Origin of the sequence: Polyangium sorediatum, assembly GCF_029946465.1 — a bacterium.
Taxonomy (GTDB): Bacteria; Myxococcota_A; Polyangia; order Polyangiales; family Polyangiaceae; genus Polyangium; species Polyangium fumosum.
Genome location: NZ_JARZHI010000052.1, coordinates 19,858 through 36,567 on the forward strand (window position 1 = coordinate 19,858; position 16,710 = coordinate 36,567).

Sequence of the window (16,710 nt, forward strand, 5' to 3'; positions counted from 1 at the left end):
GACGAGCTGATCTAGACTCGCGTCCGAGCCGCTATCCCCATGGCCCCCATTCGCCCCGAGCAAGCTCCGGCAGATGTACAGGCCGACGTCCCCGCGTTCCGTCCCGGTACCGTCGTCGACGGTCGTTACCGCGTCCTTCGGCTCATCGGAGGCGGCGGCAACGGCCTCGTGCACGAGGTCGAGCATGTCCGCACGGGCCAGCGCTTGGCCCTCAAGTCCCTGCTCGATCCGACGACGTACCAGCGCCTGGAGCAGGAAGCCCGAGCGACGAGCCTCCTCAAGAGCCCGCGCGCGGTGAAGATCGTCGACATGGGCATGAGCCCGACCGAGGGCCCGTACCTCGTGATGGAGCTGCTCGCCGGGCAGAGCCTGCGCGAGCTCTTGCACGAGGCGGGGCAGCTCCCGCTCGAGCTCACGGTCAACGTCGCGCTGCAGGTCGGCGAGTGCCTCGCCGAGGCGCATACGCAGGGCATCGTCCACCGGGATCTCAAGCCCGACAACATTCACCTCGGACCGGGCCCGAGCCCCGGCGTCTACGACGTCAAGCTCCTCGACTTCGGCATCGTCAAGATCGCCAGCGACGCGCCCGTCCCCGGCGGCTCGCTCACGCGCACGGGCTCCACGGTCGGCACGCCGTACTACATGAGCCTCGAGCAGCTCCGGAACCCCTCGGGCGTCGACGGCCGCAGCGATCTCTACTCGCTCGGCGTCGTGCTTTACGAGTGCTTGACCGGCCGCAAGCCTTACGACGCGGACACCATCGGCGACCTCGTCTTCGCGCTCTGCTCGGGCCCGCCCACGGACATCGCGCGGCTGCGTCCCGATCTGCCGCAGCCCGTGGGCAAGGCGATCATGCGCGCGCTCGCGCCCGACCGCGACGATCGACAAAGCGGCGTGCTCGACCTCTGCCGCGACCTCGCGCCGTTCGGCGATCGTTCCCTCTCCGCGTGGATGCACGAGCCGCAGCGGCCCGCCGCGCCCGAGCCGCCGCGCCCCTCGCACGCAGGGCCTTTCGGCGGTGCGCCGACGCCCTCGGGCCTGCGGTCGATCCCGTCCAGCGAGGCGACCCAGGCCTTCCCGCTGCCCGACGGCCCCGTGCCGCCGATCGACGAGCTCACGCCGTCGTTGCCGTCGAGCCCGGGGCGCGACGACGACGACGAGCCCGGCGAGCGGCGCGACACGCCCACGACGTTCTACGTCAAACCCGAGCTGCCCGAGCGCGTGCCCGACAGCGAGAAGACGCGCATGCTCGTCGAGCCGAGCCGCGGGCAACGCCAGTACGCGATCCCGTCGGAGAACATCGACGATCCGCCGACGGCGCCGGTCAAGCCGGGCGACTTCGCGGCCGCGAAGAACACGTTCGGCCCGGGCAACAAGTACGCGAAGACGGCGCCGATCGACACGAGCCAGTTCCCCGAGCTTCAGAACCTGCCGCCGCTCGGCCCGTATGGCCCCCCAAACCCGGGGGGCTTCGGCGCGCCCACGCCGACGGGGTCCGGCGTCTACGCGGCGCCGCCTCCGGGCATGATGGGCCAGCCTGGGATGCCGCCGGGCATGTTCCGCCCGCCGCCCATGCCGGGCCAGCTCATGACCTCGCAGAGCAACCTGCCGGCCGTGAACATCCCCGGCACGACGGGCCCCTTGCCCATGGGCCCCGGCGCGCCGCCCGCATGGATGACGCGGCCCGGTCAGCCCACGCAGGCGCCTCCGCCGCCCGCGGGCGGCGGCCTCGCGGCGCTCGTGAACTTCTGGCAACACGCCCCGCCGCGCACGCAGCTCGCCATTGCGGTGGGCAGCGCGAGTGGCCTCGTCGCGCTCCTGCTCATCCTGCTCTGGATCGTCGTCCGATAGCAGGGGGCCGATAAACTTGCTGCGCGCCCCGAATCGTCGGTCGGGCTCCTCGGAATACTGGAGTATTCCTGCGTCGCCCTCCCTAGCTTCGAGGCGCTCGCTGCGTTTCTCAGCCCCCTGCTAAAGGCCGTCGGGCGCGATCGCGTCCCAGCCGGTGGCCTTCGCGAGCCGGCTCATCGCGAGATCGAGCTCCATCATCGCGTTCATCAGGTTGAACCGGTTCGTCGCGAACGCCTTCGCCGGGTCGAGGACGTCTTTCTCCTCGCGCGTCCCCACGTCGATGCCTTGCTGCACCGTCACCAGCCACTTGCGGGCGTACGACACGGCCTTCGAATACGCGTCCACGCGCCTCTGCCAGTCGACGACCTCGGCGTAGGCCGTCTCCACCTCGACCCCCGCGCCGCCGAGCGCGAGTTTTTCCGTCGCGCGCATTTCTTCGAGTTGCGCCTCGGCGTACTCGATGCGGGCCGATTGCGGCAGGAAATCGAGCTTCCAGTTGAACACGACGGCCGCGCCGTACCAGAAGAAGTTCGCCGTATCCGAGCCGAACGGGTTGATCTGGTTCGCCACCTCGGGCGCCCGCGCATACCCCGCGTTCAAGCCGAGGCCGATATCCGGGAAGAGCTGCGCCCGCGCCACCTCGACCTGCGCGCGCCGCGCTTGCACGCCGGCCCGCGCCATCGCGAGCTCCGGCCGATGCAGCCGCGCCGCCGTCAGGTACCGCGACACATGCCCGAGCTTGTGCGTCGGCGGCTTGAGCGGCGCGTCGGGGATGTCGAGATCCGGGATGCCCGTGAAGAACCTGAGCCCCGAAAGCGCCACCGTCGTGTACCGCGTGACCTCGGCCTCGCGCACTTCGAGCTCGGCCGTGTACGTCTGCAGCTTGAAGAGCTCGATCGGGTCGCCCTCGTCCTCCTCGATCGACTCCTTCATCTTGCCGATGGCCTTGTCGATCGCCGCGCGCACGTCCTTGAGGAGCAGGGCCCCATCACGCGCAAGCTGCAGGCCGAAATAGGCCCGGCGCACGTCGAGGCGCACGGCGTCGCGCTCCTTCTCGACGTTCGCCTTGTTCACCTCGACGTTCGCCTCGGCCGCCTCCCACAGGTTCGTGATCTTGCCGAAGGTCCAGAGCGGCACGACCCCATCGACGCTGGCCCTCCAGGCGAGCCCGAGGCTGCTCGTCAGCGACACGTCCGTGTTCGGGCTGAACATGTTGTTGCCGAGCACGGTCGGCGCGAGGCCCACGCCGCCGCTCATGCGGAATTGACTGAACGGCGCGCGGTGGGCCTCGTCGAGCTGCGCCCGCACCTGCGCGAGCCGCGCCCGGGCCGCGAGCACGTTCGGGTGGTTTCGCTCGGCGATCTCCAGGATCTTCCGCAGATCGTAGACGACCTTGTCCGCGGCCTCCGCGGGCGCCGGCAAGGCCAGAAGGCCCAGGGAAAGGGCCGCCCCGAGGAGCCATCGCCGGATCGACCGCTGCGCCATGTCCGCGCTCTTTTTCACAGGGGCCCGCTCGCTGCAACCGTTGTTAGCCTTCGTCGTCCTCGCCGGCGCCGTCGTCCGCGGACGCGCGTACTTTTTTCATGAGCCGCCGGAAATTCGAGCGATCCATCCCCGCCTGCCGCGCCGCCTCGCTCACGTTGTTGCTCGTTCGCTTGAGCAGCCGCTCCACGTAGGCGCGCTCGAACGCGAGCGCCGCTTTCTCCTTCGCCTGCGTGAACGGCAGCTCCGACAGCGTATCGCCCCAGAACGCCCGCGTATCGCCCGGCGCCCCGTCCTCCCCCGCGGGCGCCTCGTCGCGCCCGAACGGCAGGTCCGAGGGCAGGATCGAGTCGCCGCGCGTCATCACCACCGCGTGCTCGATCGCGTTCTCGAGCTGCCGCACGTTCCCCGGCCAGGGCTGCTCGCGCAAAAGCCGGAGCGCCTCGACCCCGATCCGCTTGATGTCCCGGCCGCTGCGCCGCGCGTACTTGTGCAAGAAGTGGTACGCGAGCAGCGGGATATCTTCTTTCCGTTGCCGGAGCGGCGGCAAATGCACGGGGATCACGGCGAGCCGATAATAAAGGTCCTCCCGGAAACGCCCCGACGCGATCCGCTCCTTCAGGTCCACGTTCGTCGCGGCGATCACGCGCACGTCGACCGTCTTCGGCTCCGTCGCGCCCACGCGCTTGATCTCGCCCTCGGCGAGCGCGCGCAGGAGCTTCGCCTGCGCGCTCAGCGGCAGATCGCCGATCTCGTCGAGGAACACCGTCCCTTTGTCGGCGAGTTCGAAGAGCCCCGGCCTGTCTTGCGCGCCGGTGAACGCGCCGCGCATGCTGCCGAAGAGCTCGGTCTCCACGAGCGTCTCGGGGATCGCGCCGCAGTTGATCGCGCGGAGTGGCCTGTCGCTCCGCAGGCTGTGCTGATGGATCGCGCGCGCGACGAGCTCCTTGCCCGTCCCGTTCTCCCCGAGGATCAGCACCGTCGACGTCGTCGGCGCCGCGCCGAGCGCGATCCGGTAGACGTCCTGCATCCGCGACGAACGGCCGATCAGCTCGCCGAACCGCTCGTGCTCCACGAGGCGCTGCTCGAGCAGGCGTGTCCGATCGACGAGCCGCTTGTGCTCGGCGGCCTGCATGAGCGCGAGCGCCACGGTCTCCGTGGGCCCGAACGGCTTCGTCAGGAAGTTGTAGGCGCCTTGCCGCACCGCCGCGACGGCCGTGTCGATGTCGCCGAACGCCGTCATCATGACGACCTCGACCTCGGGGTGTTGCTCCTTGATCCGCGCGAGCACTTCCATGCCGCTCGGGCCGGGCATCATCACGTCGAGCAGCACGACGTCGACCGCGCGCGCCGTCGAGAGCAACGTGAGCGCGGCAGCGCCGTCCTCGGCCGTCATCACGTCGAAGCCCTCGGCGAGGAGCACGCGCGCCAGGCTGCGACGCAGCGCCGGTTCGTCGTCGACCACCATCACGTGCGCCTTCGGCGCCTTGGTCGCCCCTTGCGTCGTCTCGCTCGGCACGTCGCTTCCATGGTCGCAACCGAATCCCCCGCGCGCAAGTCAGCGTGACGCCGCTCGGGCGGGCAGCGGGGGGACGAGGTCGACCGATACCCAGATGTCCGTACCGGGCCGCCCCGCGCGCCGACTCCCGCCGACCTCGAGCGCCACGCACCCGTCCGGATGCCGGTACGAAAGTGCGCCGCCAAGACCCACGATCGCCCGCGTCCACAGATCGGTGTCGGCGCGGATGTTCCCCGTGATGCCGCTGAAGAGCGGCCTCGAATACCCCAGGCCGAGGAGCACCCCACGCGCTGCCACGAGCCCGATCGTGTCGCCGAGCAGGAGCCCGCCGCCGAGCGAACGCGCGAGCGCGCCCTTTCCCGCCGCGCGCCCGTACACGTCGAGGAGGACCGTCGTCTTGTCCTCGAAACCCACGCGGAGCTCCGCGAGGGCAGAAATTCCGTCGCCTGCTTCGTCCGGGAGCTCGACGCTCCCCTTGCTCGCGATCGCCTCGATCCGCGCGCTCACGGGCCCACGCGTGCCCTCCGCGCTCGCCCATCCGACGGCGCTCGTCCCCGTGGTCGTCGCGACGAGCCCGCCCTTGACCTCGGCTTCGAGGGAGCTGCCGAACGCTTGCCCGAGCGAGCTCGATACGCCGAACGCCGCGAGCCCGAGCGCGGGCCCGAGATCCGGCCGTATCGCCTGGAAAAACGCCCCCGCGCCCTGCGCGACCGCGCCGCGCGCTTCGAGCCGCGGCGAGATGCGATGCACGAGCGGGGCCGCGTCCTTGGCCCCGGCGAACGATTGTTCCAGGGTGACGAACGCCTCGGCCCGCGCCTCGGCCACGGCGTCCCAGGCCACCGGCGCGCCCTCGGGCCCCGCGAACCGCGCCCGCGTCCCGAGCCGCGCCCGCGTGAAGACCGGCCCGAGGCGAGGCGCGACCTCGATCCCCGCCTCGGCGCGCGCGTACGGCGCATTCGTTTGCCCTGAAAGCATCGCCAGCGCCGCGTTCGCCTCCCAGCTCCCGCGTCGCCCCACCGCCCCGGAGGCCCCGGCGAATGCCGTTGGCCCCCAAACGATCGGCCCTTCCCCACGCCGCGCCCGCGCGACGAGCCCGGTCCCGAGGATCGCGCCCGCGCCGCGCCCCGGCGAGACCTGCATGGTCACGCTGGCCGCGCCGACGTCGAAGGGCTGCGCCGCTGCCGTGAGCGAGGGCGTCGCCACGAGTCCCCGCGCGCCCCGGATCGCATCGAGGTCCCAGGCGATCCGCACGTCCGGCCGCACGTCCGACCGGACGAACCCGTGTGTATCCGCGACGAACCGATCCTGCCGGAGCCGATCCCACGTGAAGCGCCCCGTCATCGTGGGCCCCTCGATCCGCGCGCCGAGCTCCACGCCTCCCTGCACGTACCCCGACGCGAACAGCTCGACCGCGCGGAGCCGCCCGTCCGCGCCGCGCCAGGGAAACCGCGCCCCCGCGCCGAGGAGCGCGCCATCGTCGCCGCGCATCGCAAACCGCGGCGGCAAGAGCCCCACGCGATCCGCGGGCCGAACGAGGAGCCACGGCAGCACGAAGATCGGCAAGGCCCCGAAGTAGAGCCGCGGCCATCGCAGCTCGATGTCCCCCTGCCCCGTCGCCCGCGCGCCCGAGACCTCCAGCGAGACGGGCGAATCTTTGCAGGGGCAATGCGTGAGCCTCGCCGTCCCGCGCATCTCGACCGCGTTTGGGCCGAGCGTGATCGCGAGCTTCCGGCTCGTGAGCCGGAAGCGGTCGTAGGTCACGACGACGTCCCCTTCGAGCTCGACCTTTCCGTGCTCGGGATCCGCGTGCGCCTCGTCGGCGCGAAACTGGACCTCCCCCGCCACGCCGAGTTGGTCCTGCCCGCGCGCCTGCACGCCCGAGATCCACGCGGCGACCCCGATGGCCGCGGCGACCGCCCGTCGGTTCAGCGCATCGCCCCTTCGGCTTGCGCTTGTTTCGGCGCGGCCGGCTGCGGCTGGTTCCCTGCGGCGAGCGCCGGGAAATCGACCTGCAACGTCACGCCGCCCTCCGTCTCGACGAGCTTGTAGCTCGGCGTGCTCGGTTGCTTGAGCTCGATCACGAGATCCACGTCGCCGTCATCGAGCTCGGCGAGCCGCACGCGACCCACGGGCGTCGGGAAAAACATCGTCTCCAGCGGCAAGCGATTCGTCCGCGTGGGCACCACGACGCCCTTCATGCGGTACGCGATCCGCCCTTCGGCCTTGTGCTCGGTGATGTCGACCTTCTGGCTGATCTCGACCGACACGCGGCTCACGCCGCCCGCGAGGAGCTGAAACCCCGGCGAGTTCGCGACGGGCGCCTTCGGATCCCGCTTCTTCGCCTTCTTCCCCTTCCTGGCCTTCCTCACGGGCGCCTGGGCGGCGGCAGGAGGCGCAGGCTTCGGGGGCGACGCCTCGGCCGAGGCGAACGAGCCGATCAAAAGGCCGGCGAGCGCGAACGGGAGCGAGCGGCGCATCCGGCGATTGGAACATGGTCCCGCAGCGGGAGCTAGTTTCCCGTCGGGTCCGCGGGAGGACGAAGCCGAGCGCGACCGGAATGCGAGCCTGAGCGCAGGTCCCCGGGGGTGGAAATTCATTTGGTCCACAAATGATGTCGGCTCGATTCCGACCCTCTCGAACTTCCGCGGGGTGACCCACCTTCGGTCTCCGCGAGGGGCGCGGGCCCTGGCCGCCGGCGCCGCGAGACGCGCCCGGATCGAAACTTTACGCTTGAGGGAAAGGCCTCTTGTTTGGTCCAATGCGCGCCGAAGCAAGGAGCGCAGGGTCGATGACGATGCGACGAGGGCGATGGTGGGCAGCAGGCCTGCTCGTGACGGGCATTTGGACCAGCACGCCCGCCGCGTGGGCGCAGGGCGCCCCGGGCAAACCGGCGACGCCGGACAAAGGCGCCGCGGCGCCCGCGACCCCGACGCCGGCCCCGTCGCCGGCGGACGCCGACAAGGAGTCGGTGCGCCTGTTCGAGGACGCGAAGAAGGCGCACAAGGCCTTCCAGTGGGACAAGGCGCGGGACGCGGCGCTCGCCGCGTTCAAGCTGAAGCCCGATCCCGCCTACGGCCTGATCCTGGGCCAGTCGGAGCTGCAGACGGGCAAGCCGCGCGACGCGGCCGAGCACCTCGAGCTTTTCGTGCGCGAGGCGAAGTCGGCGACGTCGATCGAGAAGCAGGCGGCGCAGAAGCTGCTCGACGAGGCGAAGGGCAAGCTCGGGACGCTCGTCATCCACGCGAACGTCGAGGGCGCGGACGTGGTCGTCGACGGGCGCGCGGTGGGCCGCACGCCGCTCGCGGCGCCGGTCTTCGTCGATCCGGGCAGCCACGAGATCGAGGTGAAGAAGTTCGGCTTCGACCCGGGCAAGGAGCTGCTCGCGGTGGCGCCGGCGACCGAGAGCGAGATGGAGTTCGCGCTGGCGCCGCTGGCCGCCGAGCCGGACAAGCCGGAGCCGGAGAAGAAGCCGAAAGAGGAGCCGAAGCCGCCGCCCCTGCCCTCGCCGAAGTGGCGCACGTACGGAATGATCGGCGGCGCGGGGCTGACGGTGATCGGGCTCGGGCTCGGCGTGGGTCTGACGATGATGGCGAACAGCAAGAGTGACGAGGCGGATCAGCAGCTCATGATCCTGCGGCAGACCACGCCGACGACGTCGGGCCTGTGCGGCGCGGGCGGGTTCGTCCCGAATGCGGCGGGATGCGCGAAGCTGAAGGACACGCTCTCGTCGCAGGACGCGGCCGCAAACGGCGCGATCGCGGGGTACGTGATTGGCGGCGTGGCGGCGATCGGCACGCTGGGGTTGTTTTTGCTGCCGCGCACGCCACTCGGCCGGAAGCTGATGGGTGTGAACGTCGTCCCGGTCCTCGGCGCAGGCCAGACGGGCGGCATGGTGGTCGGCTCGTTCTGAGGGAATGGAGGACCGGGACATGCGGCGAACGAATCGCGCGACGTGGATTTTGCTCGTGCCCATGGCGGTGCTCGGCCTGATGCAGGGCCCAGGCTGCTCGAACGAGGCGGAGGACATCGACCGCAACGGCGAGAACACGGCGTTGAAGGGCGAGTGCAAGCTGGCGGCGGACGACGGCGACCCGTGCACGGTGGAGGGCTGCGAGGGCCAACCGAACGCGCACGTGAAGGTGGCGGGCCTGCCCTGCGGGACGAACAACGCGTTGAAATGCAACGCGAACGGCCAATGCACCGGGTGCACGAGCCCGGATCAATGCGGAGAATCGACGGACTGCGCGCCGTACGCGTGCAACAGCGGCGTCTGCACCCTGACGTTCACGCCGTCGGGCACGCCGGTGCCTGCGCAGGTGCCTGGGGATTGCCAGCAGATCCAATGCGACGGCAACGGCGAGGAGACGACGGCGAACGACAACAGCGACGTGCCGTCGACGGCGTGTCAGCTCTCGTCGTGCGTAGGCGGGACGCCGACGAGCATGCCGGCGGCGCAGGGGACGCCTTGCAGCGTGGGGAATGGGAAGAGCTGCGACGGCGAGGGGAATTGCGTCGAGTGCAATACGGATGCGGATTGTGGAGTAGCCGGCATTCATTGCGATCCCAAGTCAAACACGTGCTTCTCGTGCACGGATGGCATCCGGAACGGCGATGAAAGCGATAGCGATTGCGGTGGCAACAGGTGCCCCAAGTGCACGCAGGGCAAGTCATGCAACACGGGAGGGGACTGCACGACGGCCAATTGCGCCGATGGGGCATGTTGCAGTTCCCCTTGCAGTGGTCCCTGCCTCGCGTGTGATCTGCCTGGTTTCGTTGGCGAGTGTAATCCCATCGAAAAATATGGCGAAGATTCCTCCTACGGGAATGGGATGTCCTGTTTGAACGCTGCTGGACTAGCTTGCAGCGCTGCGGCAAGCTGTTTGCAGGCGCTCAATACCAGCTGCGCCAGCAATGGGGATTGCGCCAGCCTCCGATGCGCTGACCCTGACAACAATGGCCAAAAAACTTGCGTCAAGGGACCTGGCGACCCGTGCAATCAGCCCGTTGAATGCTTCAACAACACATGCACGAACGGCGTGTGTGGCCCTTGAGGGCGTGACCGCCTTCCCTGAGGGGTAACCCGATGCGCTCCATCCGGATCCCGCTGGCCCTTCTCCTCGCCGGCACGATCGTCGGATGCAGCGTCGCTCTCAGCCTCGACGACTACGAAAAGGTCTGCGACGACGCTGGTTGTCGCGCATGTATCACGACAACCGATTGCGGAGAGCCTCCGCTGTGCACGGTCTGGACGTGTGAAGCGAACGTCTGCCAGCAACGACCAGCGGAGGCGCGGAGCACCTGCCCGCTTGGTGTCTGTGATGGCGCAGGGGAGTGTGTAGGTTGCATCAACGCCGACGACTGCGGAACCACGACGGCATGCGAGCACTGGACGTGCGCCGCGCGGATCTGCACGCGTACCCTCCCTGCGGCAGGAGCACCGGTAGCCCCCCAACCTGAAGGGGACTGCAAGCAGGCTCAATGTGACGGGAAAGGCGGAGAGATCTCCGTCGTCGAGAACGTAGGTACGCCATGCACGGTGAACGGCGGCAAACTCTGTGACGAGGCAGGGACGTGCGTTCAATGCCTGACACATGCCGATTGCGGCCCAAGTGGCAGCTTCTGTGAGCCCGATTCAAAAAGCTGCTTTCGGTGCAACGACGGCAAGAAGAATGGCGACGAAACGGACGTCGACTGCGGTGGCAGTTTTTGTCCTAGATGTGCGCAAGGGAAAGGATGCGCGGGCGCGAGTGACTGCCAAGCCAGCTACTGTGCGGACGGGGTCTGTTGCTCGAATGCGTGCGACGGCCCGTGTAAAAGCTGCAATCAGCCCGGAACCATTGGATTTTGCGATTGGACACCTAAATACGAAGAGGACTCCACCTTCGGCAACGGCGAATCTTGCCTGCACGTCGACAACCTTGCGTGCAACGGTGGCGGAGGCTGCGAGAGCATGTTGGGCCTGCCATGCTTCATCAACAGCGACTGCGCGAGCAACCAATGCGCAGACCCTGATAGCGATGGCCAGAAAACCTGCGTCAAGGGGCCGGGCGACCCCTGCACCCAGCTCATCGAGTGTTACAACAAGAAGTGCCAGAACGGCCTCTGCGCCCCCTGATCACTCCGGATCACACGCCCCCTCGCAGAACGCCTTGATCACCCCCGTCCGGAAAAACTCATGGCTCTGCGAATAAGCCGCATCGAGCCCCCGCACCCTCCCGTGCGGGTCGTCATCCCCCTTCGGCGGCGTATTCGTCTTCGGCGCCTCGGGCAAACCGAAATCGTATTCCACGATCGCCGCCCCTGACAGCGGCGCGGGTGCCTCGTCCACGCCCCAGATCGTCCGGTTCACCGGCGTGAGGTTCTTCGCGCCCACCGCCCGCGCCAGGATGTGCGCGCCGAGCGGCGTCACCTGGTAGTCTCCGATCGCCACGTGAATCAAGAGATCATGCGCAGGCGTCCCCGGCAGCATGTTTTCGCGGATGTACGGCGCGTATCCGCTCGGCTCCGTCCGATCCCACAACATCTGCATCAGCCCCTCCACGAGTTGGATGTTCCGGCCCGTCCCGTAGGCGCCCTTCAGGAACAGGAAAAACGGCGCGAAATCGGTGCTCCGATCCAGGAGCATCGTGTAGGGCATTCCCGGCACGCTCAGGAGCCCACGCGTCACGTCCGTCGAGAGCGCCATGTACGTCGTCCCGAAGATCCCGCCCTGGCTGTCGCCCCGATAGAATCGCTGCGTCGGGTCGATCACGCTCTCGCCGTTCACCTGCAGGAGCGGCTCGTTCACGAAACGACCCGACATCATTCGCATCGCCAGCAGGCTGTTCAGAATGCCCTGATGCTGCCGGTCCACGCTCTTCCGGAAGCCCCCTGCGTCCGTCACCAGCGCGTCCGTGATGCTCGGCACGTCCTCGCTGGCCATACCCACGAGATCCACGGAGAAAGCCACGTAACCGTGCCGGTTCGCGAGCTCCCCGAGGTATCCGTCGCCCCCCTCGAACTTCGAACCTAGCAGGCCGTGCCCATTCTGGATCAGCGCGAGCTTTTGCCCCTGCTTCGCCGCGTGCGGCACGTGCACCACGAATTCGTATTCGGCAAAGCCGTTCTGCTTCGGCAAACCATCGTCCCCCCGCACGAGCGACGACCCCGGCCCCGGCGCCTCCAGGTAAAGCGGCACCTTCATCATGCCCACGAGCCGCTTCCAGATGCGCGGGTTTTCCGCCTCCGTGAACTCCTCCGTGCTCGTCAGCGTATATTCCGGCCCCTCCGCGCCCACCTTCATGAGCGCGTCGTCCCGCATCGCCACGAGTGCGGCCGTGTTGTTCTCGCGGCTCGCCGTGGTGAAATCCCACGCGATCTGAAGATCCTTCCGCGAGATCCCCGCTTTCTCCAGCCGCGCGAAGATATCGTCGTAAAGCCCGCGCCGCGCCTCGACCGAGGGATCACACGACGCCGCCCCGTCCCGGAGCGCCTGAAACGCCGGCGACGCTGCGATCGGCTTGCCGCTCGTGTCCACCACGTTTCGAATCGCCACGATGTACCGCCGCGCGTCCGCGAGGCGCACGACCGGCCGCACCAGAAATGCTCGCTCCTCGTCCGCCTCCGCCACGAGGCTCCGATCGAGCTCCGAGAAATGCGGCACCCGCTCGCCCGTCTCCGCATCCAGGATCACGGTCGGCGACGCGTCCGAAAGCGAGAGCTCGATCGAATCCTGCGTCGGCAATCCCGTGATCGTCGCGCCGGGCAGGTGCGTCAACGCCGGTTGCCCCGGGGAAAACCCGTCGCTCGACGCCCACCATTCCGGATCCATCGGCCCGCGGCCCGCCGCGACCGGGAGCGTCGCCGCCCCGAACGCCACGCGTTTTCCCGTCGGTTTGCTCGTGTCGTCCGTGAGCCACACGTTCGAGGGGAACGGATAGCCGCATTGTGTCGGGACGAGCGGATCACAATCGGCCCCGAGCAGCTTCGGCGCGCCCGCGGGCGGCGTGACGGTCTCACAAACGAGCGGATCCTCGGTGTTCGAGGAACATGCGGCCGAGCCGAGCCCGAGGCCCACGCCGATCACGGCCCGGACGAGGAGGGAGAGCGAGCGCTTCATCGGCCCTACTCTATCAGGAAATCACGGCGTCTCGGCATTTCCTCGGCGCCCGCCCTGCGGAGGGCCGTGCCTTCCGTGCGCTCTTCCTGTAGAATTGTCGTATCATGAAGGAAAAGGAGCCGCCCGTCCCCAAAGAGCGCGCCGAGACCACGCGGCAGGCGCTCCTCGAAGCATTACGATCCGGGCGATCCACGGCGCGCGCGCTCTCCGTCACGCTCGGGCTGCGCGAGAAAGACGTGCTCGCCCACCTCGAACACGTCGCCCGCTCGCTCGCCGGGCAGGGCAGCGCCCTCGGCGTGAGCCCAGCGACCTGCCTCGGCTGTGGGTATGTCTTCGAGGATCGACGCGCGTTCGGGCGCCCGAGCCGCTGCCCGCGTTGCAAAGGCGAGCGAATCGAAGCGCCCAAATTTTTCGTCGAGCCCTGAATCAGACGATCACGCCGTCGAGCTTCGCGCCGGGGAAACGCGCGCCGACGAGCTTCGCGCCCGTGAAGTCCGCGCCCCGCAGATCGGCGCACTCGAAGTCGGCGCCCGAGAGATCCGCGTCGCGAAAGCTCGCGCCCGTGAAGTCCGTGCGCGAAAAATCCGACCTCGCGAGGTTCGCGCCGTCGAAACGCGCGCCAGCCATGAACGCGTCGGTGTAATTGCCGTGGGAGAGGTTCGCGCCGGAAAAATCCACCTTCTCCGCGATCATGCTGCAGCCGCTCGCCCAGGGCAGGTGCGCCTTTTTCGCGTCGAAGTCGGGCGGGAGCTTTTGCCTTTGCAAGCTCGCCTGATCGTCCCGTTTGCCCCCGGACGCGCCGGCATACACGGCCAATACCATGCCACTCGCCTCCAGCGAATGGAACACGCCGCCCGCGCCGCCGGCATCCAGGAATTTTTTGTGTTTGGCGAGGAGCTTCTTCCACCGCTCCTTCGTCATGGCCTCACTCGACGCCGCGACGCTACGCATGAGGCCATGCTCGAGGTTTCCCGTGGGCGCGCCGGGCTGATCGGAGAGCGGGAACAACCGCGCGAGATCGGCCGCGTCCCTTCGAGGCGGCGCCTTCGCGGGCTTCGCCTCGGTTGCCTCGGCCTTCGCGGCCGGCGCCGTCTTTCCCTCTTTCAAAGCGACGAGCACGTCCTCCGCGAGCACCTTGACGCCGAGCTGCTCGGCCTTCGCCAGCTTGCTCCCGGCCTTGGCCCCTGCAATCAGGTAATCGGTCTTCTTCCCGACCGAATCCGAGAGCACCGCGCCGTGCGCCACGAGCAGCTTCTCGGCCTCGGCGCGCATCATCGTCCCCAGCGTGCCCGTCAGCACGACGGTCTTGCCCTTGAAATCGACAAACGGCCCGACCGACGCACCCGGGCTCCCCGGCTGCAGCGCAATCGGCTCGAGCTGCGCGAAATGGGGCAGATCCGCATTGAGCGGCGTCGTCTGCGTTGCCGCGGCGAGGTCCTCGGCCCGCACGATCGAGAGCCCCATCGCCGTCGCGATGAACACGTCCCCCTCGTGAGAAAGACACACGTAGGGGACCCATATCCTCTCCTCGCGAAGCGCCTCGCAGGTATTCTCGAAAACGAAGCACCGCGGCGCCTCGCCCTCCCCAAACCGGAGGACGTGCGCCGCACTCGTGACGAGGAGCGAGGCGCCGTTGTTCGTGACGACCCCGTCCCAAACCCCCTCGGGGGCCAGGTTTTGCGCGATCGGGCAAGGCGTCGCGCTCGGGGTGGTCGCGGCGATGCGGACGACGGCTCCGAGGGTGGGAATGACCCAGGCCGAGCCGTCCGGGAGCGGAATCACATGCCGGAGGCTGCCGATGCCCTGCCGGCCGCCTAGTTTGTCGAGGGTTCCATCCGGACGAACCCTCCACACGTAGCGGAGGCCGGTCGCCCATATCGTGCCGTCCTCGCCGGCACGCACGGAGCGAATGTCCTCGCCCTCGAGGTCCGGATGGACGAGCGACCACGACCCTCCCGCCTCCTTGCGGACGAAAAGCCCGTCCTTTCCTCCGGCCAAGACCCGCCCATCCGGCGTGATCGCCACGCCGACCGCGCTCTTGATCCCGTGCTTGGCCCCGAACCGTGTCACCTCGCCCGAGCGCTCGCGCAAGAGCAATCCCTTGGCCGTGCCGATCCAGAGGTTCCCCGCGCCGTCCACGGCCATCGATTTCGCGACGGCGCCCCCGCTCACCGTGCCGACCTCGAACACCGGCGTGACCTCACCATTCCGCGACACCGCGGCGAGCAAGAGCGGGGTGAGCACGTACACGCCGCCCTCGGCACGGGGCGCGAGGCCAATCGCAGATTCCAGCGACGTTCCGAGGACAAACGAGCGGCGAACCGGGAACACCTGCGCGAACCGCGGGCGTTTCGTCCTCGGATCGTCTTCACATTCCCGCCAGGTCGGCCCACTCCATGCGCGCGACGCGAAAAACCCGAGCTTCGAGATGTTCGGCGCATATCGCTTCGGCAAGAACGCGACGAACTCCGCCGTATCTCCCATCGGATTGCGCCTGTGCCCGCTACCGCCCACCTTCGCCTGCACCTCCACGACGAGGACGGGGAGCTTTTTCTTCCTGTCGAACTCGAAGTTCATCTTCCAGAGGGTCTTGATCTCCCGAGCGAGGGGCGTGCACTCGTAGCCAAACGTCTCGCCCGCGGGCGACTCGCATTCCAGCACGGCCTCGTCGAAGAGCCGGACCACGAAGCCGTGATCCCAGCAGATCGGCGCATCCGGGTGCGTGCTCTTCACGTGAAATCGTGCCTCGACGAAAGGCCCAGCCTCGTCGAAGAAGCGCGCCGCCGTCTCGATGTTCGGCCCGAACGCGAGGGCGCGCCGCTCGGCCTCGTCGCGCGTCCACTCCCGGTACGATCGAATGCTCACGTCGTAGAGATCGCTGCCCACGAAAATCCGTTCCCCCAGCACGCGCGCGGCGTCAAGCTGTAGACTCGATCCATCGTGCGACACTCCTTCCTCCTCGCCGCGCTCACGACCGCCGCCACGGCCTGCGGCTCACCCGCACCCCCCGCGCCAAGCTCGCCGCAGGTTCGCGTGGCGCCTGAGGTCCTCCCGAGCGCCTCCGCCGCCGCCGATCCCGGCCCCGAGGCCACGTCTCCGGACACCGCGTGCCCACCCGACAAGGCCGAGGACGACCCCGCCTGCGTCTATGCCGCGATCGTGAAGAGGATTCCGCGGCGGCTCGAGATCGATCGGGCCATCGAGCCTTATGCCGGCAACGTCATCGAGGTCAAGAAGGCGTACGACGACGATTTCGCCCTCGCCCACACGCTCAGCGGCGAACTCGAGCCGCTCGCGGCGCGCGCGGAGCCCCGCGTCCTTTCCATCCGCGCACGCATTCAGCAAGCCGCCCTCCACGACGTCGTGCGCCAGCGCCTCGCGGGCGCCGAGCCGCCGCGCGTGAACCTCTACAGCGACAAGGAGGAAGATTTGCTCACCAAGGCCGCGACGAGCGGGAATCCAAACCTCATCTCCATGGCGGAAGAGCTCCGCCGCAGGCGCGAGGAGATGTTCCAAGCCGCGCGGGAAAACTGGCTCCAGGAGGCCGAGGGCCCCCTCGTCCGCCATTACGCAGATGCCTTGCTCCGCGCGAGGGCCTGGTCCCTCGAGACGCCCGAGATTGGCCGCGCCCGGGCGCGTTTCCGCCATTGGTCCGAGCTCCTCGGCGACGCCAAGATCAAGGCGTACACCGAGGGGCTCGTCGATCCCGCGAACGGAACACCGTTCACCTATACGCCCGGGGCCCTCGAAACCCCTTGAG

At 68.7% G+C, this 16,710-nt stretch carries 12 protein-coding genes; 6 read left to right on the plus strand and 6 right to left on the minus strand.

What is annotated here, in order from left to right:
• Positions 1-39 precede the first annotated feature (39 nt).
• Positions 40-1,851, plus strand: a complete 1,812-nt coding sequence (locus QHF89_RS36590) for a serine/threonine-protein kinase (RefSeq protein ID WP_136967482.1) — start codon at positions 40-42, stop codon at positions 1,849-1,851.
• Between the two features lie 120 nt (positions 1,852-1,971).
• Here the strand turns inward: QHF89_RS36590 and QHF89_RS36595 are convergent, their stop codons facing one another.
• The 4 genes from QHF89_RS36595 to QHF89_RS36610 are packed head-to-tail and all read right to left on the minus strand — an operon-like array spanning position 1,972 to position 7,329.
• Complete coding sequence (locus QHF89_RS36595) at positions 1,972-3,336, minus strand: TolC family protein (protein WP_136967481.1); 1,365 nt, start codon at positions 3,334-3,336, stop codon at positions 1,972-1,974.
• 43 nt (positions 3,337-3,379) lie between these two features.
• Positions 3,380-4,852 carry a sigma-54-dependent transcriptional regulator gene (locus QHF89_RS36600; RefSeq protein WP_284721393.1) on the minus strand — a complete coding sequence of 491 codons (1,473 nt, stop codon included), beginning with the start codon at positions 4,850-4,852 and terminating at the stop codon, positions 3,380-3,382.
• Positions 4,853-4,891: 39 nt separating this feature from the next.
• Complete coding sequence (locus tag QHF89_RS36605; RefSeq protein ID WP_284721394.1) at positions 4,892-6,727, minus strand: hypothetical protein; 1,836 nt, start codon at positions 6,725-6,727, stop codon at positions 4,892-4,894.
• 50 nt (positions 6,728-6,777) lie between these two features.
• Positions 6,778-7,329 (minus strand): hypothetical protein, encoded by a 552-nt coding sequence (locus QHF89_RS36610; RefSeq protein WP_136967480.1) that lies wholly within the window; start codon positions 7,327-7,329, stop codon positions 6,778-6,780.
• A 311-nt stretch (positions 7,330-7,640) separates the two neighbouring features.
• Here QHF89_RS36610 and QHF89_RS36615 point away from each other — a divergent pair, with 311 nt between their 5' ends.
• The 3 genes from QHF89_RS36615 to QHF89_RS36625 all read left to right on the plus strand — a co-directional run bounded on the left by QHF89_RS36615 (position 7,641) and on the right by QHF89_RS36625 (position 10,967).
• Positions 7,641-8,762, plus strand: a complete 1,122-nt coding sequence (locus QHF89_RS36615; protein ID WP_136928431.1) for a PEGA domain-containing protein — start codon at positions 7,641-7,643, stop codon at positions 8,760-8,762.
• Between the two features lie 19 nt (positions 8,763-8,781).
• Positions 8,782-9,903, plus strand: a complete 1,122-nt coding sequence (locus QHF89_RS36620; protein WP_136967479.1) for a hypothetical protein — start codon at positions 8,782-8,784, stop codon at positions 9,901-9,903.
• Positions 9,904-10,802: 899 nt separating this feature from the next.
• Positions 10,803-10,967 carry a hypothetical protein gene (locus tag QHF89_RS36625; protein WP_284721395.1) on the plus strand — a complete coding sequence of 55 codons (165 nt, stop codon included), beginning with the start codon at positions 10,803-10,805 and terminating at the stop codon, positions 10,965-10,967.
• On the opposite strand, the gene QHF89_RS36630 is transcribed toward QHF89_RS36625, so the two are convergent.
• Positions 10,968-12,950 (minus strand): hypothetical protein, encoded by a 1,983-nt coding sequence (locus QHF89_RS36630; RefSeq protein WP_136967478.1) that lies wholly within the window; start codon positions 12,948-12,950, stop codon positions 10,968-10,970. It abuts the gene before it with no gap.
• Positions 12,951-13,054: 104 nt separating this feature from the next.
• On the opposite strand from QHF89_RS36630, the gene QHF89_RS36635 reads away from it, so the two are divergent.
• Entirely contained in the window at positions 13,055-13,375 is a 321-nt protein-coding gene (locus QHF89_RS36635) for a transcriptional regulator (RefSeq protein WP_232379442.1), read from the plus strand.
• Position 13,376: 1 nt separating this feature from the next.
• Here the strand turns inward: QHF89_RS36635 and QHF89_RS50265 are convergent, their stop codons facing one another.
• Positions 13,377-15,836, minus strand: coding sequence for a pentapeptide repeat-containing protein (locus tag QHF89_RS50265; protein ID WP_136967477.1), 2,460 nt, complete (start codon positions 15,834-15,836; stop codon positions 13,377-13,379).
• A gap of 54 nt (positions 15,837-15,890) precedes the next feature.
• Here QHF89_RS50265 and QHF89_RS36645 point away from each other — a divergent pair, with 54 nt between their 5' ends.
• Positions 15,891-16,709, plus strand: a complete 819-nt coding sequence (locus QHF89_RS36645; RefSeq protein ID WP_136967476.1) for a hypothetical protein — start codon at positions 15,891-15,893, stop codon at positions 16,707-16,709.
• Position 16,710: the final 1 nt, after the last annotated feature.

Bases quoted from the DNA above. Each gene is read 5' to 3' on its own strand.
- QHF89_RS36590 (WP_136967482.1), top strand. From the start codon at position 40: ATGGCCCCCATTCGCCCCGAGCAAGCTCCGGCAGATGTACAGGCCGAC.
- QHF89_RS36595 (WP_136967481.1), bottom strand. From the start codon at position 3,336: ATGGCGCAGCGGTCGATCCGGCGATGGCTCCTCGGGGCGGCCCTTTCC.
- QHF89_RS36610 (WP_136967480.1), bottom strand. From the start codon at position 7,329: ATGCGCCGCTCGCTCCCGTTCGCGCTCGCCGGCCTTTTGATCGGCTCG.
- QHF89_RS36615 (WP_136928431.1), top strand. From the start codon at position 7,641: ATGACGATGCGACGAGGGCGATGGTGGGCAGCAGGCCTGCTCGTGACG.
- QHF89_RS36620 (WP_136967479.1), top strand. From the start codon at position 8,782: ATGCGGCGAACGAATCGCGCGACGTGGATTTTGCTCGTGCCCATGGCG.
- QHF89_RS36625 (WP_284721395.1), top strand. From the start codon at position 10,803: ATGTTGGGCCTGCCATGCTTCATCAACAGCGACTGCGCGAGCAACCAA.
- QHF89_RS36630 (WP_136967478.1), bottom strand. From the start codon at position 12,950: ATGAAGCGCTCGCTCTCCCTCCTCGTCCGGGCCGTGATCGGCGTGGGC.
- QHF89_RS36635 (WP_232379442.1), top strand. From the start codon at position 13,055: ATGAAGGAAAAGGAGCCGCCCGTCCCCAAAGAGCGCGCCGAGACCACG.